Origin of the sequence: Pseudomonas sp. FH1 (genome assembly GCF_000510895.2) — a bacterium.
In the GTDB taxonomy this organism is placed as follows: domain Bacteria; phylum Pseudomonadota; class Gammaproteobacteria; order Pseudomonadales; family Pseudomonadaceae; genus Aquipseudomonas; species Aquipseudomonas azotoformans_A.
On the sequence record NZ_AOHM01000015.1, the window covers coordinates 37,869 to 59,940 of the forward strand.

The window sequence follows — 22,072 nt, forward strand, 5'->3', positions numbered from 1 at the left end:
CATGAAAACAGGCCTGCCTGGAAAGCAAAAAGGTGCAGCCGCGATTGAGTTCGCCCTGGTCTTCGGGATCTTTTTTGCGGTGTTTTATGGCTTGATCAGCTATAGCCTGCCGCTGCTGATGTTGCAGTCGTTCAACCAGGCGGCGGCGGAAGGCGTGCGCCAGGCCATGTCGGTGGACCCAGTGGCCGCTGGCACCGCTTATCCCACGCAGGTGACCACACTCGCCAAGACAACGGCAAAAAACCAGCTGAAGTGGATCCCGGCCAGTTTCCAGTTTTCGGACGACCTGATCACTGCCACCTACACCGGCAACACGCTGACCGTTTCGATCAAGTACCCCACCAGCCGCCTCTATTCGGTATTCCCGGCGCTGGTGTTGCCGGTCATCGGCACCGTGCCGAATCTGCCGGCCAACCTGTTGGTCAGTTCGAGTCTGCAGCTTTGACCTCGGGGGACAAGCTCTTCGGGCGCCTGCTCGGCCGCAGCAGCGCGCTCGCACTCGATACGCCCGGCGCCCCTGTGCCAGGGCTGCACCTGCTACTGGATGCTCAGGGCCGTGTGCTGGACTTCAGTGGCACCCTGCGCGCGCTGCTCGCCCCCCATGAATCACGCCCCTTGCTGCGCGAGTTGTTGTGCGCCAACAGCGCCTTGAGTATCGAAGGCCAGCCCGCCGACTGGCAACACCAGAGCCTGGACCTGGACTTCCAGGGCGTCGCCGGCCGGACCCTGCACACCCGGGGCTGGATCGAGCCCGAAGACGACGGCTGGCGCTTGCACCTGCAGGACGTCAGCGACTTGCTGGCCGGTAGACAACTGGCCCAGCATCGCGAGCAGAACCATCAGTTGGCCTGCCAGATGAGCGAGCAGTTGCGGGTGTGCAGCCTGACCCGCCTCCCCGAGGTGTTCAACGAGCACCTGCGCAGCCTGGCCCAGCGCTGGCACATCCCCTGCGTGGCCATGGCCTTGCTCGACGAAGAAAACCAGGGCTGGCGGATCTACAACCACTACGCCGCCCACGATGCACCCGCCTTGTGGCAGACCGGCCAGCACCTGGGCACCAGCCTGGACAGTGCCAATGGCAACACGCCGTTGAGCCTGGCCGAGGAGCGCAGCGACAACCCGCGCCTGCACAGCATTTTCGGCAATGCCGATGGGTTCCTGGTGCCTTATCGTGACAGCCAGGGCGTTGCCGCCTGGTTGCTCTGCGGCTTCTACAGCGGTCAGCAACATACCAACGAGCGGGACTGGCTGAACCTCACCGCCGCCCTCGCCGCCCCGTTGTTGAGCCGACTGCGCGAGCAACGCAACCACCAACAGCTCGACCGTATGGAAGCCCTGCAAGGCCTGCTCGGCACCGGCTGGTGGGAACTGCTGCCGGCCACCCAAGAGATCCAACTGGCCCCGCAGTTGCTGCACAGCCTCAGCCAGGATGACGGCCCAACCCGCCAGCCGTTGGACCAGTGGCTTGAACTGATCCACCCCGCCGACCGCCAGGCGTTCAACAGCCGTTTGCACGACCTGCAAGCCCTGGGCAAACCCTTGATGACCAGCGTGCGCCTGCAACGCACCGACGCCGAGCACAACCCCCTGTGGTATCGCGTCCAGGGCCAGGTGCTGGGCGTGGGTGATCACCGGCGCTGGATCGGCTTCATGCTCGACATCAGCGACATCAAGAACCAGCAACTGCAAGCCGCCGCCGCCCATGCGCGCCTGGACAACCTGATCGCCAGCTCGCCAGCGGTGATCTATGTGCAGCGCTATGTCAGTGGCGCCCTGCACCCGGCGTTCTTCAGCGACAGCCTGCTGCCGCTGCTGGGTTGGACCCTGGCCGACTGCAACCCTGACAGCCTGGCCTCGCTGATCCACCCCGAAGACCGCGAGCTGTACTTCGAGCGCAGCCGCCAGCTACTGCGTGAAGGCAACGTGCGCAGCCGTTACCGCCTGCGCGATAAACAAGGCCATTACCATTGGCTGCTGGACGAAGCCAAGCTGTTGCGCGACGACCTCGGCCTGCCAGTGGAAGCCGTCGGCCTGTGGTTGGATGTCACCGAGGCGACCCTGGCCGCCGAGCAGATCAAACAGAGCGAAGAGCGCTACCGCATCCTGGTCGAAGACTCCCCGGCGATGATCTGCCGCTATCACCCGGACCTGACTCTGACCTTCGGCAACACACCGCTGGCCAATTATCTGGAATGCCCGCCGGCGCAATTGCCGGGGCTGAACCTGGGGCACTGGCTGTCGGACGAACAACGCCTGGCCTTTGTGCAACGCATCGAACAATTGACCCCGGAATTCCCGGTCAGCACCGCCGAAATCAGTCTGGAACTGCCCGGCCGCGAACATGCCTGGTGGGTATGGTCGGACCGGGGCGTGTTCGACGAACAGGGCACACTGGTGGAGGTGCAAGCGGTGGGCCGCGACAACACCGAAGTGCGCCGCTCCCAGCAGCAACTGACCCAGAGCGCCAAGATGGCCACCCTCGGCGAAATGGCCACCGGCCTGGCCCATGAGATCAACCAGCCGCTGAACGTGATGCGCATGGCCATCGTCAATGTGCTCAAGCGCCTGAGCAACGGCGACGCGCAGATCGACTACCTAACCGAAAAGCTCCAGCGCATCGACACCCAGGTACAGCGCGCGGCGCGCGTGGTGGACCATATGCGTGTGTTTGGCCGCCGCTCGGAAATCGAACAACAGCCCTTCGACCCGTCACAGGCAGTGGAAGGCACCCTGTCGCTGCTCGGCGAAGGCCTGCGCGGCAAGGGCGTGGACCTGCGCATCACACCTGCGGACTTCACGGCGCAGGTCAAAGGTCATGTCGACCAGCTTGAGCAAGTGCTGATCAACCTGATGGTCAACGCCCGTGATGCGCTATTGAGCAAACGGGAAAAGGATCCTGGGTTCCGCCCGTGGATCGCCCTGCACTGCGAGCATGACAGCCGGCACGTGCGCATCTGGGTGGAGGACAACGGTGGCGGCATTGACACACGGTTGCTGGAGCGGATTTTCGAGCCGTTCTTCACCACCAAGCCGATCGGCGTGGGCACCGGCTTGGGTTTGTCGGTGAGCTACGGGATCGTGGAAAACATGGGTGGGCGCCTGAGCGTCGCCAATGGCGAGCACGGCGCGAGGTTTTGTGTGGAGTTGCCGGTGAGTTAAATCACCAGGTAGGCGCGGCCCATGTGGCAACTGAGGTTGGCGCCGACTTCGGCGTTGCCCAGGCTGATGCCCAGCGCCGAGAGCAGTGTGTTGACGATGGGGTCGAGTATCGGCGACAGGACGTTTTGGACAAGGCTGACCACCGAGCTGATGATGGTCGCCAATGCGCTGGTCACGGTGCCGTTCGCCGGGTTGGGTGTGCTGCCGCTGGGCGGCACGTAGGTGACCTGCAGACCGTTCAGCGTATCCCCCAGGCTATAAAGGATATCGGCGGTGCCTGGCGCGTTCTTGTAGGTCGGCGTCGCGTTCATTTCAGCCACGGGTAAAAACAGCATCGAGTTGGTTTGCGCGGCGACGGTAGACAGCGCCTTCAAATTCAACCCCCCGCCTACGCCCGCTGTACGCGGACCACAGATCAGCGTCAGCACAATGCAATAGCGTTCACCAAAGTCGATCAGCCTGACCGGTTGCACGGTGACGGGGGCTGATGAAGAAAACGCAGTAACCGGATCCACGTAACCCACGCCCAATGTGGCCAGCGAGGTGGTGGTCTTTACCGTCAACGACTTGGTGGCAGGCGTGGCGCAGCTGTAGTCCGTGACATAGCTTTGTGCACTGGCCGCCTCGATATAAATGGACAGGGTTTGGTTGATGTCGACATCCGTGACATTGCACGCAACCAGGCACAAGACACCGCCGACCACGGCCGGAATGTTCAGGTTCAACAGGCCGCTGACCACCTTCGACACCGGCGTCCCCAGCCCGGAAAGAATCGATGAAACCCCCGACACCACCTTGATGATCGGCGCATCAATCGTGACCAAGGTGCGTACCTGGGCCGTCCGCACAAAAATCTGATCCGTTCGCGGGTTATTCAAAAGCCCCGCCTTGGCCTTTAGTGGATTGCCAATCGCCGACATTTGCGGTGGCTCGATGACTTTGGTCTGGATCGAGACGGTGCCTACCAGCGGAATATTCACTTGGGCTGCCGCACTGACCGCACTTTTGCTACTGGAGAGCTGCGCCACGGTCTCCAGTAACTGAAACAACTGCACACTGGTATTCAAAGCTGCCGCCGGCGTCCCGGTGGCGACTTTCAGCAAATCGCCAACCTTAAGAAGCTGTGTATTCGGAGCAATGGCTTTCACTGTAATCAAATCATTGATGACCGCCGAGGCGACCGCACCGTTTTTCTGCAGGATCGTCACGGCGGCGTCGAGCAACTGGCGGGCGGAGACCGCGGTGCTTAGCAGCGCGTCGTAGTCGCCCGCCTTGATTTTCAAATCAATCGCCAACTGATCCAGATAGCTGAGCAGGTTCAAGTTCGTCGTCAGCAAGCCATTCCAGCCTGCGGCCGTCAGGGACAGGCTGCCGCCCAATAGATTGCCGATCACCAGGTTCAGCAACGGGGAGTTGGCCGAATTCACGGAGGCCAGACTGCTGCGAATGGTCAGTTGCGCCACCGGTGGCGCAGCCGCAGCCACGGCGGTGGCACTCAATATCGTCTGAGCGGCAACCGGCGCGCCGCTGAACATATTCCAGATCCCGTTGGCGAGACTGGTCATGACACTGCGCGTTGCGACCACGCGTATGGCGTCGTTCTTGGTCGCATCAGCGACGAACACACGGATATTGCTGGCATTGGTGGGCAAGGTGCCACAGGTCACGGCCAGGCCCCGACTGTTGTCGCCGGCGACCACGGTAAAGCCGTTGCGCGCGGCGTTTTCCTTGGCGTATTCATTGGCCGTGTTGGAGGGCGTGCACAGGCCGCCACGACCGGCGGCTTCCAATGCCGCGGTGTCGGCGATGGACTGCAACCGGCGTTTTTCCAGGTACAGACGGCCGCTGTCCAACGCCAGCAGCATAAACACCATGGCCACCGCCAAGGTGCCTGCCGCCATCAAGCCAATCGCACCATGCTGCCGGGAACCCAGTCGGGGAGACATCAGGCACTCCTTAGCGCTTACTCTCCAATGTTGGTTTGGAGTGTAGACAAGGCTTCAGGTGCGCGCTGGCCAGTCGCCACATTGGCGACTGGCGGAAGGTATTTCTAGTGCGGTGGGTAGCTGGAAAGGACGCGGGTGACGGTGGTGCGGATGGCTTTGTCACGATCCTGGGGATTCGGCGAGGTGGCCATCATCTGTTCGTCGCTGCCGCGCCACACCAACTTGCCGTCCTTGCCGTCGAGCAGGTCGATCTGGATGGTGGCGACTTTGTAGGTGATGTTACGCGTTTCGTTGTACATCGGCGCGCCCCAATAGCCGTTCCACGGCCCGCCCCAGGCGCCGCCATAGTTGGTGGTGACTTGTTGCTGGCGGTCTTCGACGATCAGGTAGGCCTGTACATTCAGGTCAGCCTTGCTGCCCGGCGCCGCTGGGCGCAGGCCGCGCTGGTCGAGTTGCTCGCCGACGGCCTGGCGGATGCGCTGTTCGGTGAGGTCACTCTTGATGCGCGGATCATCCGGACGGTATTGCAGCGCCGGGTCTTTCCAGGCCCAGCTGCGGTAGGCACCGAAGTCCCGGCTGGCGTCAAAATCGTGGTTGACCTGGCTGGTCTGGCAACCGCCCAGCAGCACTACAACAGCAAGCGTAGCGATACGACGAAACATGGTTTATCTCCAAAGAGCGACCCGCGCTAAAGATGAGAATAGCTGTTAACTGGGAGGATACGCCGTCATTGCCTTTTGCACCGCCTGGCGCAAGGCATCTCCCCGCTCACTGAGGCTTCCCTGGCTGCCGGTTTCCGCACTGGCACTCCACACCGGCTGGCCGGTGCGGGCATCGAACAGGTTGACGCGAACCACCACGACCTGCACTTCATAGGTGCGCACGATCGGCACCGAGTTGTACATGCCGTAACCATTGCCATAGCGGTTGTAGCCGCCGTAACCGTAGCCGTAGTCATCCTGGACCTGCTTGAGGCGCTTCTCCAGGCGCACGTCGGCGCTGACAAACAGGTCCGCCGGGCGATTGTCATGCAAGGGGCGCAGCCCGCGTTGATCAAGGGCACCGCTGACCGCTTCGGCAATCTGCGCTGAATCCGCCCAGGCCGTGCCCGCCGGTAACTGGCCGTTGCGCCAGGCCCAATTGCGGTAGGCGCCGTAGTCGCGCACGGGCGCCGGGTAGGCGCTGGCATCAAAGGTATTGGCCGCCTGGGGCGGCGCCGGAGGGATCGGCGCCGAAGCGGCAACATAGGGGTTCGGGCTGGAACACGCGCCCAAAACCAGGGACAACAGGATCAAACAGAGACGACGCATTTCGACCTCCGCAGACTGGGCCGCTTAAACCGGACGGCAAATCCAGTGCAAATAACGCCCAAGTCCGGCAAAGCTTGGGTGACGACGGTGAGCGAGTTCCATCTCCAAAAGGTCCTGCAAATTGGCGCGGGCCTGGAATTCCACCGGCATATAGTCGTGGAACACCCGCACGCCGCTTTGGCTTTCGACCTGCCAAAGGCCATCGAGTTGCGCCGCCAACTCACGGGGATCGAGAGGTTGTTGCGGCGTCAGGCTCTGCTTTTCGCCGGCCATATCGTTCTTGCGCATTTTGCGGAAGTGGCCTTTGAGCAGGTTGCGGTAAATCAGCGCATCGCGGTTGTAGAACGCCAGCGACAGCCAGCCGCCGGGCACCGTGAGTTGGTGCAGCACCGGCAGGATCGCGTGGGGCTCGGCCAGCCATTCCAGCACGGCGTGGCACAGCACCAGGTCGTATGGTTCGGTGAGTTGGCCGAGCAGGTCCTGCCAGGGTGCATGGATAAAGGTGGCGGTTTGCCCGGCATCCGCGAAGCGTTGACGGGCGCCTTCCAACATCGGCTCGGCGGGCTCGGCCAGGGTGACCTCATGGCCTTGTTCGGCTAACCACAGCGACATATGGCCCAGGCCCGCGCCGATATCCAGCACGCGCAAAGGGCGTTTCGGCAGGGCCTCGGTCAGGTCGGCCTGGAGCACCGCCAGGCGAATCGCGCCTTTGGCACCGCCGTAGATTTTCTCGGCGAAACGCGTGGCCAGTTGGTCGAAATGACGATCACTCATGGGCAAACCGCCGTTCACTGTCGGCCAACTTGGCGCGTACCACCTCGTTCATGTCCAAGCCCAACTCGCTGCACAGCAACAGCAGGTACAGCACGATATCGCCGACTTCCTGCCCGGCATGGGCGAGTGTGTCGGCCGGCAGCTGGCGCGACTGGTCTTCGGTCAGCCATTGGAAGGTTTCCACCAGCTCGGCCATTTCCACGCTGGCGGCCATGGCCAGGTTTTTCGGGCTGTGGAATTGTTTCCAATTGTTGGTATCGCGGATGCGGTGCAGGCGTTCGGTGAGGTGTTCGAGGTTCATGCGGCAGGCTCCTGAAGGGGGATAGCTTCGGGCCGAAAGCGCCGGAAGGCAAGTTAATCCACCACACTGAATTCGATCCTGGCCGTCTGCCCCGCCTCATCCAACACACTCAGCTGGTAGCGGCCCAGGCGCTCGAAACTGGTGTTGATAAAGTCCTGGTTGGCGCTGTCCCCCAGCGGCGCGCCATTGAGGAACCACCAGCGTCGCCCGCTCCCTCCCAAGGCGGAGATTTTCAGGCGCAGGGCCTGTTGGCTGGCGGCGGGCAGGCGCAGTTGGTCACCTTCGCGCACGCCGACAATCGACAACGGCGACGACGCGGCCAATGCCGGAGGCGGGCACTCGGGATCGGCGGCCGGGATACGCGCTTCGCGGCGCTCGACCCGTGGCAGCCAGGGTTCCAGCGGCGCGGGCCACAAGGCGATATTTTTCGGCTCGGCGCCGGGGCAATGGGCGTCGACCCGCAAGCCCTTGGCATTGACCCACACGCTTTCCATCAAGCCCACGCTCAACGGCTGGTCCAGTGCCTGCAAGGTGGGCGGCGTGGTGTGATCCAGGGTCCAGGCAAAACGCTGGCGCCGGCAATTGGGGTCACTGCGGCTCATGGGCTGGCCCAACGGCCAACAGATCGCCGCCACGCCGACATTGGCCGGCACCGGTTTGACGGGGGCGCTGATGCCGCGCTGGCTGTCGCGGTTGGTCAGCACGTCATGCACCTGCAACATCAACGGCGCGGCCGAGGCCAGGCCGAACTGGCCCGGCACCGGCGTGCCGTCCGGGCGGCCGTTCCATACGCCGATCAAATAACGCGGGCCCACGCCGATGGCCCAGGCATCGCGAAAACCGTAGCTGGTGCCGGTTTTCCAGGCCAGTACCGGGCGTTGCACCAGTTCGGCACGCGGGTCACGGTCGGGCCGCGCCTGACCGCTGAGGATACGCCGCACAATCCAGGCGGACCCTGGCGACAGTAACGGCCGCTCCCTGAGCGTATCGTCCGGCTGTAATCGAATAGCGGCGCTCCTGCCGTCCCGGGCGAAGGCGCTGTAGCCGCTCACCAGGTCTTCGAGGCGACTGCCTGCGCCGCCCAGGATCAGCGCCAGGTTCGGTTCGGCCAACGCCGGCAGCGCCAACGGCACACCGCCGATGCGCATTTGCGCAGCAAAGCGCTTGGGCCCATAGGCCTCCAGCAACTGCACCGCCGGCAGGTTGAGCGAACTCGACAGTGCCGTACTCGCCGGCACTGCTCCGGTAAACCCCATGGAGAAGTTGCCCGGCCGGTAATCGCCATAACGCCGGGGCACATCCTGCAACAAGGATTCGGAGTGGATCAGCCCATCATCCAGGGCCATGCCATAGAGGAATGGTTTCAGGGTGGAGCCCGGCGAACGCAAGGCGCTGATCATGTCCACGTGGCCGAAGCGCTTGGCATCGTTGATATCCACCGAGCCGAGGTAGGCGCGCACGGCCATGCTTTCCTCTTCCACCACCAGGATCGCAGCGGACGTGTGCTCCGGCAGCCGCGCGCGCCAACCCAGCAGCAGGTCTTCAAGACGGCGTTGCAACGTGGCATCCAGGGTGGTGCGGATCAGCGGCGGGCTGTCGGGGCGGTTCAGGCGGCGCGCGAGCAAGGGCGCCAGGCTCGGCTCCAGGCGTGGGGCGAGCAGCAACGGTTCTTCCAGGGCTTCATCGACGGCCGATTGTGGCCAGACCTGGAACTCCGCGAGGCGGCGCAGCACTTTGTCGCGGGCTTGCTGGGCACGTTGGGGATGGCGATCCGGGCGCAAACGGCTGGGCGCCTGGGGCAGCACGGCGAGCAAGGCGGCTTCGGCGTGGGTCAGTTGCGCAGGGGATTTACCCAAGTAGGCCCAACTGGCCGCCGCCACGCCCTGCAACGTACCGCCGAACGGTGCGCGGTTCAGGTAGAGGTTGAGGATTTCGCCCTTGGACAGGTGCCATTCCAACTGCGCCGTGCGCCACAACTGACGCAACTTGCCGTGGAAGGTGCGCGAATGCGGATCCAGCAACCGCGCCACCTGCATCGACAAAGTGCTGCCGCCCGATACCACCCGCGCACCCGTGAGGTTCTGCCAGGTCGCCCGCGCCAGCGCCAGCGGGTTCACGCCGGGATGCTGGTAGAACCAACGGTCCTCATAAGTCAGCAGCGCGTCCAGGTAATACGGCGACACTTCGCTGGTCTGCACCGGGTAGCGCCACACGCCATTGGCATCGGCAAACCGCCACAACGGCGTGCCATCCTCGGCCAGTACCACACGCGCCAGGTCATCCTTGGGCAACGGGAGAGGCCAGATGCGGTCGGCCAGCCACAGCAAGGCCACCACCAACAACAGGCTGGCCAAGGTCCAACGGGCAACTAAACGCAAACTCAAACGGGCAAACCTCTATGCTGGTAGGGAACTAGCCTGTTGCAATAACAACCAAAGGCACAGATACGCCCACCTTCTCATCAGGACACACATATGCAGGTAGAAAGCTTTTTCGGTTGGTTGGGCCAGGCGCTCGGTTCCATCATCCGTTTTATCGTCGACGGGCTCAGCGGCCTGTTCGGTGCGCTGACCAATGCCGGTGGCAACTTTATCGATGGCCTGTCCCGCACCTTGGGCATGGACACCTCGATCATCAGCATCATCACCCTGATCATCGGCCTGATGCTGCTGTACTCGGCGGTGCGCGCCTTTATGCGGGCGTCGATCATCATGGGGATTATCTGGTTGCTGTTGGGCCTGTGGCTACTGAGCTGGGTTGTGCATTAACAACGGGGCCATGACGAACATGGCCCCGTTTTACATTAACGCCCCTTGATCACCAGATCCGCCGGCGTCTCACCCACCGCCTGCCAGTTCGGCCGGTACATCGACTCCACTTGCGGCGGTGGCACACGGTAAGTACCTGGTGTCACGGCACGTGCCAGGTACAGCAGGTGCGTGGTGCCGGAGCCTTCCAGGTTGATCGCCGCCACGTAACGGTCATCACGGAACTCCTGGTGTTTGAGCGATGCGTTCTGCATCGACTCACGCCACTCCTTCACTTGGCTGCTGGCGTTTTCCAGGCTGGCGGCGCTTTGCGCCAGGTTCTGGTTCTCCAGCTCCAGGCCAGCCGGCAACAGGTCCACCACCAACGCATCCGGCACCCGCTGCTTGGCACTCACCGCCAAATGCACCAGCACCAGATCACCACTGTTGAGGCTGCGCAGGTTCAACGGCTGGCCGTTCATGCCCAGGTATTCGCGGCGGATGCTCAGGTTGTCGCCACCCGGTGCCGGTGGCACCTGTGGATAACCCGAAATCGTCAGTTGCTGGTACACCGGCGTCTCACCCTGATTGCTCAAGGTCAGATCACTGGACAGCCACTTGCCTTCCAATTCCAGCGTCGACTGCTGATTGTTCAGTTCCTGCACACCGCCACTGCCCGTCAATGACACTTGCCAGTTCGCATCAGGCTTGGCAAACCCAAGACGCCCGGCCAAGAACAGCGAGTTACGCTCCTGAGTCGACAAATACGGGCTGGCCGCCAGTTGATCCGACAGCGTGAACAAGCGCTCCTCACGCTTGCCCTTGGCCAAGTCGTTTTCTTCCAGCAAGGCCAGGATCATCGCCTGGTCGCGCAACGGGCTACCGTAATCGGCCAGCCATTCATTGGCATTGCGCTGCGCCGCCAGGCCGGCGAGCAACGCCTGGTCCGCACGCGGCTGGTCGCCCATCTTCTGCAATGCGATAGCCAATTGCACCAGCGGCAGACCGGAGCGCGCATCGCTGCGGCGTTCGAAGATGCTGCGCAACGCGCCCAACGGCGCCTGCTGACTGCGCGCCAGCACCATGCCCGCGTAGGCCTGCACGGCAAAGCGGGTGTGGTCGGCATTGTCGCTGTAATCGACGTCGATCAGGTTGCGTTCCTGCACGTAGCGCAGCAGACGCTCGCTGGCCTTTTTCAAGGCTTCAGGCGGCACCGCGAAACCCTGGTCGCGAGCGCGCAGCAGGAAGTCGGTGACGTAAGCCGTCAGCCAATATTCCTCTTCGCCATCCGCGCCCCACAACCCGAAGCTACCGTTGTAGCGCTGCATGCCCAGCAGGCGTTCGATGCCCAGCTCGATCTTGCGTTTGCGTTCGCTGTCCGACTCGCCTTTGATCGACAGGCGCTTGAGCAGCGCATCATCGGCGTACAGCGACGGATATAGACCGCTGGCAGTCTGCTCCAGGCAACCGTAAGGGTAGGCCTTGAGCGCACTGATCTGCGCACCGAGGTTCAGCGGCGGCCGACTCGACAGGCTCAGCAGCGCCTGGCGCCCCGAGGCATCGAACTGATCCAGCGTTCCCGCCGGCAAGCTCCACGGTTGATCCTTCAGCACCGCGCGATAGTGCTTGAGCAGCGCCGGATAAGCCGGGCGCACGCCCAGGGTCCATTCGCGCGTAAACGGCGGCAGGTTCTCACCCGGCAGATCCAGGCCATTCACCGTCACCTTGACCTTGCCCTGCCCCAACCCGCCCCAGGCTTTCACCGGGATACGCAGGGTGGTGCGCTGGCCTTGTTTCAGCTCGACGGTTTGCGCGCCGTTGTTGACCAGCTCCAACTGCCCGTCGGCGTTCAATTGCACATCGAGTTTCTGCGGTTTGCCCGACAGGTTGGACAGGTCCAGCGCCAACGTGGTTTGGTCGCCACCCGCCATGAAGCGCGGCGCCGACAGCTCGGCAATCAGCGGGGCGGCAATCACCGTCTTGGCTTCGGCCATGCCGTAGCGATCGTCGCTCCAGGCCTGGGCCATCAGGCGCAGTTCGCCGTTGAAGTCGGGAATATTGACGCTGACTTCGCCCTCGCCTTGCTCATTCAAAGTCACCGGCGCGCTTTGCAGGGCGACGATGGTCACGCTGGTGTCCGGGCGCTTGCCGCCCTTGGCGAGTGCCGCATCGCCACCAAATGCCAGGCTGGCCAATCGGCCCTGGCCGGCTTCGATCAACTGACCGTAGATATCGAATTGGTCCACGCCGTAGGCCTTGCGACCAAACAAGCTGGAATACGGGTCCGGCGTCGGGTATTCGGTGATATTCAGGATGCCCACGTCCACGGCAGCAACCAGTACATGCACCTGTTTCGGCACGCTGCCATCGGCATTCTTGGCGGCGATTTTCACGGTGAGCGGCTGTTTGGGGCGCATTTTTTCCGGCGCGCTGAGGGTCACGCCAAGCTTGCGCTGGGTGCGATCCAACGGCAGATGCAGCAGGCCTACTGCACGTTTAGGCGTGATGTTGGCTTTGCGCTCGCCGGGGCGGATCACCAAGGCGCTGACATACAAATCATGACGCGACCATTTCGGATCAAGCTTCACCGCGAAGCTCTTGCCTTCAGCCGGCACCTCGATTTCCTGCCACCACAATGGACCTTCCGCAGACTCCACCAGCAGGTAGCCCTTACCGGCCGCCGGCGGCGTGACGGTCACATTAGCCGTATCGCCATCGCCGTAGGCCGGTTTATCCAGCGCCAGCTTGACCTGATCGGGTCGCACGGCGCCGCCTTCGGTGTTGTCCTGGGCCTGGTAACCAGCCCAAAAACGCAGGCTGCTGACCAAGCCGGTCTGCGGGTCTTCGACTTCGACGCGGTACGGGCCCCACTCCACCTGGAAGCTGACCTTGGCAGTGTCGCCCGCCTTGATGTTCAGGGTCTGTTCGTCGAGGTTGAGGAATTTCTCGTTGAAGTGATAGCTCCAGCCATCGTTCTCGGAGTAGTTCCAGTAGTAGTCGCGGCGCTCACGCACCAGGCGCACCTTGAGGTTCGGCGCGGCGAGCTTCTGCCCGTCCTGGTTGGCCAGCAGCACTTCGAATTCCGCCGGGCCGTCGCCGTTGGTTTCCTTGCCATCAAACAGTCCGCGCAGGCCCGGAAGTTGCTCGGCGGGCCAGATCGGCTGCACCAGGCGCCGGGTGATCGGCCGTCCGCCCGACTCTTGCAGGCTGGCCTGCACGATCAGTTGCAGCGGCGACTTGGCCTCGGCCCATTTGCTTTCCAGGGTCAGTGCTTCCTGGCCCTTGGCGTCGAGTACGCTTTCGTCCAGTTCGAAATCCTGGCTCAGCTCTTCTTCGGTGACGGAGCCGAACTGATAGCCCGGCAGCGACTTGACCGCTTCGCGCAACGGCCGCACATAGACTTGGCCGCTGACGCGATTGCCCGAGGCAGGCGCGCCGTACAGGTAACGGCCGTTGACCTGGATCACCGCGTCGTCCGCCGGCTTCAGCGGGGTGTCGCTGCCCTTGAGTTCCAGCGCCAGGCGCTCGGGCAGGAAGTCTTCGACGAGGAATTCATACAGCTGCGGTTTGCCATCGCCCAGGTCAAACACCAACTGCCAGCGCCCGGTCGGTGCTTCGCCAGCCAGTTGCAGTTGATATTGATAAAGGCCAGAGGCGTCGGCATCCCAGACGAATTTGCGGCTGACCTGCTCATCGGGTCGACGCACTTCGACGCTCACCGGCTGCGGCTTGACGGCATTGCCGTCCTTGTCCCGCAGCAGGGCATTGAGCAGCACGGTTTCGCCAGGGCGATACAGGTCACGCGGGCCGAATACAAAGAACTGCAAAGGGTGGGAGGGCTGGCCGCCGATGTCGAACTCGGCCAAGTCCAGCGCGGCGCTGTCGAGGCGCAACATACTGGTCTGTTCACCTTGCTTGGCGAGCAGCACCTGGGCCTTTTTCGGTAATGGCAACTCGGCGTGGCCACCCTTCTCGGTCTTGCCCTGGCCCAACACACGGCCTTCGGCGTCGAGTACTTCAAGGTCGACGTCGTCCAACGCCTTGCCACCTTCCAGCGCCTGGGTAAACACGTCCAGGCGATTGGCGTAACGGTGCACCGACAGGCCAATATCACTCAGCGTAAACAGCGTGGCCGGTTGGGAATAGTTGTAGGTGCCCGAAGCCCGCATCACCGCCAGGTACACGCCTGGCTGTTGCAATTGCTTGAGGCCGGCGATCGGCAGCAGCAGGGTTTCGCGGGTGTTGCGCGCCGGGTTCAGGTCGAAACGGCCACCGTAGACCAGGTCGGCCAACGGCAGCAGTTCGCGGGATTCATAGCTTTGCAGGCTGGTGTTGCGGCCCCATTGCGCGAGGAAGGTGGGCAGGGATTCGGGCTTGATGCGGAAGAATTCGACGTCGATCTTGTCGACGTTCAGCGCGATCACCGGCAGGCCTTCGGCCAGGCGTGTCGGCAGCAAGGTGCCACGGCTGGCAAAGCCGACAGTGGCTTGCAGGTCGCGGGTTTCCAGGCGCGCGCTGTACTCGGCGGCGAGGGTATTGTCGTTGACGGCCTTCACACCGGCGTCGACCGTGAGCACCAGTTTGCGCTGCGGTTCCAGGTGGCGCAGGCGCAATTCCATCAGGTTGTCGGAGATTTCCCAGGCGCCATCGACCTTGCCGGACTTGCTGTCCACCAAGTGCAGTTTGTCGGCGAATTTCTGATCGGGATCCAACGGAATGGAAAAGCTCACGGAGAGCGTGCTGGCGCCGTCGAGCTGCACTTCGGACACGTCCACCACGCTCAACTCGCGCCCGGCGTAACGCTGTTTTAGCGCCGCCACATCCACCACGGCCTTGGCCGGTTTGGGCGCAATCGTCGCCGCCGCGGGCGCGGTCGGGGCAGCCGGTTTATCGGAGGAATCGCAGGCGCTCAGCAGGGCCAGCGCGCAAGCCAGGAACAGTCCTTTGTTAAGCATGGGGCACTCGTAGTGGGAGGGGCCGAGGGTGAACTATATATCAGCCCGCGTGGGGCCGATGAGGTGCTGGTCACATTGACCGACGGAGGGTGGTTTGGTTCTGCCGCGCTGCCAATGCCCGGTTACAATGCCGCTCCTCTGAAGGAGCCTGCATGCCCACCTTACTCACTGACTGGCGCCATCGCCCCACCCACCGCCGCGTCTGGGCCCTGGCCGCGCCGATGATCCTGTCGAATATCTCGGTGCCGTTGGTGGCGCTGGTGGACAGCATGGTCATCGGCCACCTGCCCCACGCCCACCAGTTGGGCGCCGTCGCGGTCGGCGCCAGCCTGTACACCTTCCTCGCCTGGGCCATGGGTTTCCTGCGCATGGGTTCCACCGGTTTCGCCGCCCAGGCTGCCGGGCGCAATGACGGGGCGGCGCTGCGGCAGATCCTGCTGCAAGGCCTGCTGCTCGCACTGGGCCTGGCGATGCTCTTGGGTACGGTGGGCATTCCGCTGAGCCATCTGGCCTTGGAGTGGATGCAGCCCTCTCCCGAACTCAATCAACTGACCCAGGATTTTTTCCACACCCGCCTGTTCGGCCTGCCCGCCGCACTGGCCAGCTACGCATTGGTCGGCTGGTTTCTCGGCACACAAAATGCGCGGGCGCCGTTAGCGATCCTGCTGACCACCAACCTGGTCAACATCGCGTTGAACCTGTGGTTCGTCCTCGGCCTGGATTGGGGCGTGGTCGGTTCGGCGCGTGCGTCCGTGGTGGCGGAATGGACCGGCGCTTTGCTCGGCCTGGCGATGACGCAAAAAGCCCTGCGCGCCTACCCCGGCCATATTGCCTGGGCCGCACTCAAACTGTGGGAGAGCTGGCGCCCGCTGCTGGCGGTCAACCGCGACATTTTTATCCGCAGCCTCGCGCTGCAATCGGTGTTTTTCATGATCACGGTGCAAGGCGCGCGCCTGGGCGACGCCACCGTGGCCGCCAACGCGCTGCTGCTCAACGGCCTGTTGCTGGCCGCCCATGCCTTGGATGGATTGGCCCATGCGGTCGAAGCCCTGTGCGGCCACGCCATCGGCGCCCATGACCGCCAGGCCTTGCGCCGTTCATTGGTGGTGGCCGGCGGTTGGTCGTTGATCGCGAGCATCGGCTTTGCGCTGCTCTTCACAGTGGCCGGCCACCTGTTTATCGCCATGCAGACCGACATCCCCAGCGTGCGCGAAACCGCCGACCTCTACCTGCCTTACCTGGCGATACTGCCGCTGATTGCAGTGTGGAGTTACTTGCTGGATGGCTTGTTCATCGGCGCCACCCGCGCGCGGGAGATGCGCAATGGCATGCTGCTGACCGTCTTGCTGACACTGCCCTTCGCCTGGGCGTTGCAGGGTTTGGGTAACCACGGGCTGTGGATAACCTTCCTGCTCTTCATGGCCCTGCGCAGCCTTACTTTGTGGGCGATTGCCTGGCGCTTGAACCGACAGGACCAGTGGCTTGGATAAACGCGGTGACCCGGTCCAGTACCGGCGCCAGCCAACGCAAGGGCCGGGCGATCGCCCCCACCAATGTCTGGTGGTTGGTCTTGCCGAAATAGACTTCCTCCACCGGCACACCCGCCGCCCGTAATTGCTGGGCCAGCCCGCCGGTGTTGCGTTTGGGGTTGACGAGTTTGTCGTCCGTCGACGCGATCAAGAGGCTGGGCGGTGCGTCACGGCTAACGTGGTTGATCGGCTGGGAATCCGGCGGTGAATCGGGGAAGAAAAACACCGGTTTCACATCAGGGTTTTCAATCGGCAGAAAATCATAGGGCCCGGCCAGGCCGATCCAGCCTTTGAAAATTGACGGCGTCAGGCCAACCTCTTTCAGCCAACGCGCATCCAGCGCCAGCATCGACGCGTTATAGGCGCCGGAGCTATGCCCCATGACATAGAGCTGTTGGGGATCACCACCATATTGGGCGACGTGTTGATAGGTCCAGGCAACGGCGTGGGCGTTGTCTTGGAGGAAAGCGGGATAACGCACTTGCGGGTAAAGTCGGTAATCGGCGATCACCACCACGATGCCGCGTGAGGCCAGGGCTTCGCCGACAAAGCCGTAGTCGCTCCTGGAGCCGCTGTTCCAGCTGCCGCCGTAGAAAAACACCACGACTGGAGCATTGGAGATAGCCGGGGCAGGTCGGTAGATATCGAGCTTTTGCCGGGGATCATTGCCGTAGGCGATGGCTGAAGTTTTGGTGAAGGTGTTGGAGGGGGTGAGTGCGTTGAGCACTTTGATGGGCGAGCAGGCCGCAAGGCATGCCGCGACGACCAGGGTGAACGCTTGCAAGAATACTCTCGACATCGCCAACCCCTTATACGTGTGAAGACAGACTAATGTGGTGAGCGGGCTTGCCCCGCGCGAGGCAAGCTCGCTCACCACAAAGACCGAGTTTTACGCGGTTACGAGGACAGGTACGAAGACCGCGTCAGGCCCAGGCGCAACGCGTCGAGGAACTGGGTACGCTCCGACGCACTGATCTTCGCGCTCGCGCATTTGTCACGGTAATGCGTCATCAACTCCTCCGGCGACAAGTGCACATAGCGCAGCATGTCTTCGATGGTGTCGTGGGTCTCGATACCGGCGCTGTACACCGAACCGTCTTCACGCTGGTAGATGTTCACCGAGTCGGTGTCACCGAACAGGTTGTGCATGTCGCCCAGGATTTCCTGGTAAGCACCGACCAGGAAGATACCCAGCAAGTAGTCCTCACCTTCGTTCAAGCCATGCACCGGCAGGCTGGTCTCGATGGACTGCTCGTCGACGTACTGCTTGATCTTGCCGTCGGAGTCGCAGGTCAGGTCTTGCAGCACGGCGCGGCGCAGCGGCTCTTCATCAAGGCGGTGCAGCGGCAGGATCGGCAATACCTGGCCGATGGCCCAGGTGTCCGGCAGGCTCTGGAACACCGAGAAGTTGCAGATGTACTTGTCGGCCAGCTTGTCGTTGAGTTCGTCCAGTACCTGGCGGTGCGAGCGCTGGCGGGCCTTCAACGAGTTGTGCAGGCGGCGGCACACGGCGAAGTAGCATTGCTCGGCCAAGGCTTTCTCGGCCAGGGTCAGCTTGCCGTCGGCGTACTGGGTAGCCACGTCGCTCATGTAGTGCGTCGCACGCCAGTAGGTTTCGGTGACCATCTCGATGTCGGTCGGACCCAGCAGGTCCACCAGCCATTGCACGGTTTCCGGCAGGGCTTCTTTATTCTCGATCACCGGGATTTCGTCGTTGTGTTTCTCGACGTCGGTGACCTGCACCACCAGCATGGCGTGGTGGGCGGTCAGGGAGCGGCCGCTTTCGGAGAAGATGTTCGGGTGCGGCAGGCTCTGCGCGTCGCAGAATTCCTTGAGCATACCCACGACCACGCCGGCGTAGTCGTCCATGTCGTAGTTGATCGAGCTGGCGTTACGCGAGTGCGTACCGTCGTAGTCCACGCCCAGGCCACCGCCGACGTCGATGTGGTCCACCGGCAGGCCAAGGTTGCGCAGCTCGCCGTAGTAACGGATGGCTTCCTTGAACCCGTGCTGGTAGTCCGCCAGGTTGGCGATCTGCGAGCCCATGTGGAAGTGCAGCAGGCGGATACCCTGGTCCAGGCCAGCCGCGCGGAAGCGCTCGACCACGGACAGCAGTTGCGCCGCCGACAGGCCGAACTTGGATTTCTCGCCACCGGTGTCCGCCCACTTGCTCGATGCCAGCGACGACAAACGTACGCGAAGGCCGACCTGTGGCTTGACCTTGAGGCTGGCGGCTTCTTCGATCACCAGTTCAACTTCGGATTCTTTCTCGATGACGATGAACACGTTGTGGCCGAGTTTCTGGCCCATCAGCGCGAGGCGGATGAACTCACGGTCTTTGTAACCGTTGCAAACGATGGTGCCGCCCTTCGGCGCCAGGGCCAACACGGCCAGCAGCTCAGGCTTGGAGCCGGCTTCCAGGCCAATCGACACGTTCTGGGTGGCGATGATGTTCTCGATCACCGCCTCCTGCTGGTTCACCTTGATCGGGTACAGCGCGGTGTACTTGCTCTGGTATTCCAGGCGCTCGATGTTCGCATCAAAAGCGCCGGTCAACTGGCGTACACGGTCTTGCAGGATGTCGGGGAAGCGCACCAGCAACGGCAACGACAGGCCGCTCTTGCGCAACTCGTCGACTTGTTCGTACAGGTCGACCGGCGTGCTGTTCGGGCCGTTCGGACGGACTTCAACGCGACCGGCATCATTGATCGCGAAATACCCGGCCCCCCAATGGCGAATCCCGTAAACACTGCGGCTGTCCGCAACTGTCCATTGGCTGCCATCGTCTTTGCGTGTGCGTCGTACGGACATCGAAGTCCCCTATAAATGAAGTCGAAGGCACCGCCCCTATCAGAGGCTGGCGCAGTCTAAAGAATGAAAATGACGATTTGCCTGCGTGCAAGGTAGGACCCCACGCGCAGGACAGAGTTTAGACACAGGTCGGGAAGAGGCTTTCAGCCGCCGGACTTCTTGGCCTTGTACCCGAGCTTGATCAGCTCGGCCAACAGCAACTCGACGTGATCGCCCTGGATCTCGATGACGCCGTCTTTCAACGCGCCTCCGGTGCCACAGCGTTTTTTCAGCGTCGTGGCCAGTTCCTTCAGGGCTTCTTCGGCCAACGGCACGCCGGTGATGGTAGTCACCGTCTTGCCGCCACGGCCTTTGCTCTCGCGGCGTACGCGGGCAATACCGTCGCCTTCAGGGATCAGGGTCTGTTTGCAGGTACACGAATCCACGGGCTGACGACAGTCCGGGCAGTGTCGACCTGCATCGGTGGAAAATACCAGGCCACCAAGGGCGGCGAAGGATGCGGCTTTTTTGGCCACCGGCAATCCTCTTGGGAGGATGAAGACTGATCGGCACCCGCAAAGCGGTGAACCGACCGCGAAGCCCCACTCAGGCAGGGGCAGCGCTACCGGACCGCCAAGGCGGTTCGGGTGAAAAGTCGCGCAGTGTAACCACAAAAAGCCGACTTGCTAAGAGTCAAATGGCGCCAATTTATGCAACTTTAGCGACGCGAGGCCAGATAACGCCGCAACCCTTCCTGGGCATCCGGGCAGTAAGGCTTTTGCCCAGCCTCCTGCAGGACTGTTTCAAGGGGTAAAAAGCGCGCCTCCATGACCTCTTCCGGCTGTAGACGCAGTGGCCCGTCCCAGACGGCAGAGTAGGAGGTGCACCAGAGCCGGCTGTCGCCATCTTCGAAATAGAAGTGGTCATGTTCGACCAATTCCACGCCACCGACACCCAATTCCTCTTCCAGCTCGCGCGCTGCCGACACGGCATACGACTCTCCCTGCGCCACCATGCCGCCCGCCGCTGTGTCCCAGAAACCGGGATACAACGCCTTGCTCAGGGTGCGCCGATGCACACACAGCTCACCCTTGGAGTTGAACAGGAATATGAAGGTGCAACGGCCAATCAGGCCGCGCTGGCGAAGGTCGGACCGCACCAGGTGACCGAGCAGGTTGTCCTGCTCGTCGACCCAGCAGATCAGTTCAGCATCGGAAGCCGCGCGGTGTGCGGCCTCCTTTTGAGTAGCGTCCATCATCAACCCTGGTTGAGGAGCTGACGCAAGTCGATCACTGCAGCGTTGGCCCGGGAAATGTAGTTGGCCATCACCAGCGAATGGTTCGCCAGTACCCCGAAGCCACTGCCGTTAAGAATCATAGGACTCCAAACCGGTTCCTGCGAGGCTTCCAGCTCACGAATGATCTGGCGCACGCTGACCGTGGCGTTCTTCTTGGCCAGTACATCGGCAAAATCGACTTCAATGGCACGCAGCAAGTGCGACAAAGCCCAAGCCTGGCCACGGGCTTCGTAGAACACGTTGTCGATCTGCATCCATGGGGTTTCCACCACTTCTTCATCGACCTGCGGCACTTCACCCGGCGCCAGGGCTTCGGTTTTCAGTGCGGTGTTCAGTTTCACCCGGCCGACGCTGGCCGACAGGCGTTGCGACAACGAACCCAAGCGCGTTGCGACGTCGCCCAGCCAGTTGTTCAGGTTGTCGGCACGCGCATAGAACAGCGCGCCGCGCTGGTTTGGGTCGGACAGCCGTGCTTCGTAGCGGCTCAGGGAATTGATGCCTTCCTGGTATTCCGACTCACTGGATGGCAGCACCCAGCTCTTGTTGTCGAAGTTGAAGCGTGGCTCGGCCTTGGCCAAGTCCGCGTCTTCGGCCGACTGCGACTGCGAACGGGCAAAGTCTTTACGCAGGGCGCGGGTCAGGTCACGCACCTGCACCAGCACGCCGTATTCCCAGCTCGGCATGTTGTCCATCCACAGGCCTGGCGGGAAGCGGTCGTTGGAAATGTAGCCACCGGGCTTGTTCAGCAAAGTGCCGACCACGGTCTTGAGGGTTTCGACCGTGGTGTAGCCCACCACCATCTGCTTGCCTTCCTTCTCGGCGGCCAGCTGCGCGTTCTGCTGCACCGGAAACAGCGCCGGCTCTTCGCTCCAGTACCAACCCAGGGCGCCGGTGACCAACAGGTACAGGCCGAGCACGCTGAGCACGGCGCGGCTCATCAGCACGGTACGAAAATAGCCGCGGTTGGCCGACTTGGGCTCAGGCGCGGGGCCTTTGGCGCTGCCTGCACGGTTTTTCCAGTCCAGCATGGCGATATCCTTTCAATCACTTGAGTTCATGCACTTGAATTGATGGCGTGCGTTCAAACACTCCGACCACAACCCTACCCCATCGTGCCCACCCTTGCGGGGCTTTTCGCCAAACTGGCGCACAAGGGACGTTCGACTATAAAGGATGCACGCTTTTTACGCAGCGCGACCCTCCAGTCAGCAACTGAATGCGACGGGCACGCAGTTTATTGACGTATGACACTCATCCCATCGGA

Annotated in this window: 16 protein-coding genes; 4 read left to right on the forward strand and 12 right to left on the reverse strand. The window is 62.6% G+C overall.

Annotation, left to right across the window (positions count from 1 at the left end):
- The first annotated feature begins 1 nt into the window (after window position 1).
- Both H096_RS06345 and H096_RS06350 read left to right on the forward strand, forming a co-directional pair.
- Complete coding sequence (locus H096_RS06345; protein WP_033897329.1) at window positions 2-445, forward strand: TadE/TadG family type IV pilus assembly protein; 444 nt, start codon at window positions 2-4, stop codon at window positions 443-445.
- Window positions 442-3,159, forward strand: a complete 2,718-nt coding sequence (locus H096_RS06350; protein WP_033897330.1) for a PAS domain-containing sensor histidine kinase — start codon at window positions 442-444, stop codon at window positions 3,157-3,159. Before H096_RS06345 ends, H096_RS06350 begins: the two co-directional genes overlap by 4 nt.
- On the opposite strand, the gene H096_RS06355 is transcribed toward H096_RS06350, so the two are convergent.
- The 6 genes from H096_RS06355 to pbpC form a co-directional block, all read right to left on the reverse strand.
- Window positions 3,156-5,105: a pilus assembly protein TadG-related protein gene (locus H096_RS06355; protein ID WP_033897331.1), complete on the reverse strand. Its 1,950-nt coding sequence runs from the start codon at window positions 5,103-5,105 to the stop codon at window positions 3,156-3,158. The two genes, H096_RS06350 and H096_RS06355, sit on opposite strands and share 4 nt — an antisense overlap.
- A 104-nt stretch (window positions 5,106-5,209) precedes the next feature.
- The gene (locus H096_RS06360) at window positions 5,210-5,767 is read right to left on the reverse strand and encodes a DUF4136 domain-containing protein (RefSeq protein WP_033897332.1); all 558 of its coding nucleotides are present in this window, start codon (window positions 5,765-5,767) and stop codon (window positions 5,210-5,212) included.
- 45 nt (window positions 5,768-5,812) lie between these two features.
- Window positions 5,813-6,415: a DUF4136 domain-containing protein gene (locus H096_RS06365; protein WP_033897333.1), complete on the reverse strand. Its 603-nt coding sequence runs from the start codon at window positions 6,413-6,415 to the stop codon at window positions 5,813-5,815.
- Between the two features lie 24 nt (window positions 6,416-6,439).
- Window positions 6,440-7,189: a methyltransferase gene (locus H096_RS06370; RefSeq protein ID WP_033897334.1), complete on the reverse strand. Its 750-nt coding sequence runs from the start codon at window positions 7,187-7,189 to the stop codon at window positions 6,440-6,442.
- Window positions 7,182-7,490: a MazG-like family protein gene (locus H096_RS06375; RefSeq protein WP_033897335.1), complete on the reverse strand. Its 309-nt coding sequence runs from the start codon at window positions 7,488-7,490 to the stop codon at window positions 7,182-7,184. Before H096_RS06375 ends, H096_RS06370 begins: the two co-directional genes overlap by 8 nt.
- A 53-nt stretch (window positions 7,491-7,543) precedes the next feature.
- Window positions 7,544-9,874, reverse strand: coding sequence for a peptidoglycan glycosyltransferase PbpC (pbpC, locus tag H096_RS06380; protein ID WP_051421954.1), 2,331 nt, complete (start codon window positions 9,872-9,874; stop codon window positions 7,544-7,546).
- Between the two features lie 90 nt (window positions 9,875-9,964).
- Here pbpC and H096_RS06385 point away from each other — a divergent pair, with 90 nt between their 5' ends.
- On the forward strand, window positions 9,965-10,258 hold the full coding sequence (locus H096_RS06385; protein WP_016977007.1) for a hypothetical protein: 294 nt from the start codon (window positions 9,965-9,967) through the stop codon (window positions 10,256-10,258).
- A 35-nt stretch (window positions 10,259-10,293) separates the two neighbouring features.
- Here the strand turns inward: H096_RS06385 and H096_RS06390 are convergent, their stop codons facing one another.
- Window positions 10,294-15,192, reverse strand: coding sequence for an alpha-2-macroglobulin (locus H096_RS06390; RefSeq protein ID WP_033897336.1), 4,899 nt, complete (start codon window positions 15,190-15,192; stop codon window positions 10,294-10,296).
- Window positions 15,193-15,344: 152 nt separating this feature from the next.
- Between H096_RS06390 and H096_RS06395 the strand changes: the two genes are divergently transcribed.
- A complete protein-coding gene (locus H096_RS06395) occupies window positions 15,345-16,682 on the forward strand; it encodes an MATE family efflux transporter (protein ID WP_033897337.1) in 1,338 nt (445 codons plus the stop codon).
- Here H096_RS06395 and H096_RS06400 read toward each other — a convergent pair.
- The 5 genes from H096_RS06400 to H096_RS06420 all read right to left on the reverse strand — a co-directional run bounded on the left by H096_RS06400 (window position 16,627) and on the right by H096_RS06420 (window position 21,836).
- Window positions 16,627-17,520, reverse strand: coding sequence for an alpha/beta hydrolase (locus tag H096_RS06400; RefSeq protein ID WP_033897338.1), 894 nt, complete (start codon window positions 17,518-17,520; stop codon window positions 16,627-16,629). The genes H096_RS06395 and H096_RS06400 overlap by 56 nt on opposite strands.
- A gap of 98 nt (window positions 17,521-17,618) precedes the next feature.
- On the reverse strand, window positions 17,619-19,532 hold the full coding sequence (gene speA / locus H096_RS06405; protein ID WP_033897339.1) for an arginine decarboxylase: 1,914 nt from the start codon (window positions 19,530-19,532) through the stop codon (window positions 17,619-17,621).
- Between the two features lie 143 nt (window positions 19,533-19,675).
- Entirely contained in the window at window positions 19,676-20,047 is a 372-nt protein-coding gene (locus H096_RS06410; RefSeq protein WP_012722004.1) for a translation initiation factor Sui1, read from the reverse strand.
- A 182-nt stretch (window positions 20,048-20,229) separates the two neighbouring features.
- The gene (locus H096_RS06415) at window positions 20,230-20,766 is read right to left on the reverse strand and encodes an NUDIX hydrolase (protein WP_033897340.1); all 537 of its coding nucleotides are present in this window, start codon (window positions 20,764-20,766) and stop codon (window positions 20,230-20,232) included.
- 2 nt (window positions 20,767-20,768) lie between these two features.
- Window positions 20,769-21,836: a DUF2333 family protein gene (locus H096_RS06420; protein ID WP_028615580.1), complete on the reverse strand. Its 1,068-nt coding sequence runs from the start codon at window positions 21,834-21,836 to the stop codon at window positions 20,769-20,771.
- Window positions 21,837-22,072 lie beyond the last annotated feature (236 nt).